At 72.8% G+C, this 2,215-nt stretch carries 2 protein-coding genes; both read left to right on the top strand.

Annotated features, from left to right (window positions below; genetic code table 11):
* Positions 1-281 precede the first annotated feature (281 nt).
* Entirely contained in the window at positions 282-881 is a 600-nt protein-coding gene (locus ACG2DA_RS22515) for a hypothetical protein (RefSeq protein WP_395258909.1), read from the top strand.
* Positions 882-913: 32 nt separating this feature from the next.
* On the top strand, positions 914-1,378 hold the full coding sequence (locus tag ACG2DA_RS22510; RefSeq protein WP_395258907.1) for a hypothetical protein: 465 nt from the start codon (positions 914-916) through the stop codon (positions 1,376-1,378).
* The last annotated feature ends 837 nt before the right edge of the window (positions 1,379-2,215 follow it).

Below are 2,215 nucleotides of genomic sequence, written 5' to 3'. Positions count from 1 at the left end.
CGCGACCTTATGAGGCGGGGCCATGAAGAATCCTCCGTGGGGAAACCGCCGCGGAGAATATCCATCTATTCGGATCAGCTGCAACGCTCCACTAGACGCCGGAGGCCCGCGACGCCCGGTTCCCCGATCTGGACCGGGTCGTACCCGGCGGCGAGGGGAAGGCCTCCGTCAGCCTCTCCGAGGTCGACGCCGCCTTCCTCGCCGAGCGGCTGGACCGCCTGCCCGGCGCCGGCGACCACCGCCGCCCCGTCACGCTGGAGGTGCGGGACGGCGTCTTCCTGATGCGTGCCGCCGAGGAGGGCGGCGCCCCGGTGGAGCTGGCGACGGCCTCCTCCGAAACCCGCGGCGGCGCCGTCTGCGTGGCGGACCGCCGGTTCCTCGCCCGGGCTCTGGCCGCCGGCTGCACGGCGTGGAAGCTCAACGGACCGGAGGAGCCGGTCCGCTGCGACGCCCCGGACGCCGGCGACGGCCGCCCCGGAACCACCGTCGTGTTCGCCACGCTGGCCGGCGATCCGGTGCCCGCGGAGGACGCCGTGCGGCTGACCGCGGACGGCCCTTCATCCGTCGACTTCCCGTCTTCCACCCGTTCCGTTCCCAAGCGAAAGCTTTCCGCCGCGGCGCCCGCGAACCGCCTGAGCGGCTCTCCCGCCGCCCCCGTCCCCACCAACGGTTACGCCGCCAACGGCCAGGCCGCCAACGGCCACGCCGCCGCCGACCCCGAGGCCCTGCTGGACCGGGCGACGGCCCTACAGGCGACGCTGGCCGACGCCGCCGCGGAGGCCAAGGGGCTGGCCGCGGACCTGCGGAAGCTGAAGCGGCGGGACCGGCTGGTCTCCAGCGCCCTCGGCAGCCTCAAGCGGCTGGGCTCGCTCACCGCGTAGCCCGCCGCCCCATCCACAACACGGAGATTCGCATGCTGAAGTTGAACGTGGGGCTGTCCCGGAAGGTGGGCCAGCCGGACTACGGCTCCAAGGGAGCGATGGTGAACGTCGAGGTCGAGCTGACCGCCGACCTGCTGAAAGACCACGAGCGATTGCGGCGGCAGGTCCGCGGGATCTTCGGCGTGATCCGCGACACCGTCGACGGCGAACTGGGCGTGGCGACCGGCCGCAGCGGCGGCGGACGTCTCACCGGCCCGCCCTCGACCGGCGGCCCCCCGTCAGACCGCTCGACTGGAAACGGTCACGCCGCGAACGGCCGCGGAAGTCTGCCCTGCACGGAGAAGCAGGTGCGGGCGTTGCACGCGTTCAGTCGCAGGGCCGGCGTGGAGCTGGCGGAGGAGTTGCGACGCCGGTTCGGGCTAACGACCGCGGAAGAATTGTCCCGGCGACAGGCCAGCGAGGCGATCGACAGGCTGAAGGAGCGGGCCGAGCGCTGACCGACTTCGCGGAGATCCCCGCCCCGGCCGGAAACGGGCGGGGCGGGCCTTTCCTTTTTAGCCCGCGGTCGGTCGGCTGCGGGTGGCAGATCCCGGGCGTCGGCACGCGGGGCGGGGACGGTTTCGAGGTTCACGATCGCACAGAGGAAGAAAGCGGAGGGGAGGGGAGCGTCCCCCGCGATCTCCCCCTTCACCGTGACGGAGATGAAAATTCAAAGAACTACGCTCCCCGGGGCGGCCCTCCGGCCGACCCGGAATGATTATGGAAGGAGGAAGCGGGCTTCCTCGACAACGGCCGGATTCTTCCGGTCGCCCGGGGGGACGCGGGCGACGGCCGGGCGATCCCGTCCGCCCCTTTACGTCGGACTGGGAGGGCGTCTTTACGTCGGACTGGGAGGGCGTCTTTACGTCGGACTGGGAGGGCGTCGGCCGCGGGACGCTCGGACTGGGATTCGCCGTCCTGCAGGAAGAAGCAGGCGCCGGCGGGGCTGGCGACGCCGGCAAGGATCCTCTTCACTGCCTTCGCGGCAGTCCCGCCAAAACCGATCATCAGCCGTTACGCGGGCGTCCGGCCCGATCCGCCGCGGCTCCCGCACGCCTCCACGTCCCGCAGCCCGACGTACCGCCCGCTGCCGCCGCAGTCCCCGCACGGCGCCGTCGCCCCGGGCAGAGGCGTCACGTCCCTCGGAGGGACATTCAGCGCCGGGCGGAGCCTCCGCAGCCCTTCTCCCGGCCGCGGGCCCCGCCCGCGGCGTGTGGACCGACCTCGGCGGTCCAGTCGTCGGGGCTGTGCGGCTCGCGGGCGACGACGGCGATCACGGTCCGCGTTCCCCAGAC

The sequence above is a fragment of the Alienimonas sp. DA493 genome (assembly GCF_043951915.1).
In the GTDB taxonomy this organism is placed as follows: domain Bacteria; phylum Planctomycetota; class Planctomycetia; order Planctomycetales; family Planctomycetaceae; genus Alienimonas.
This window is presented reverse-complemented; position numbering and strand designations above follow the sequence as displayed.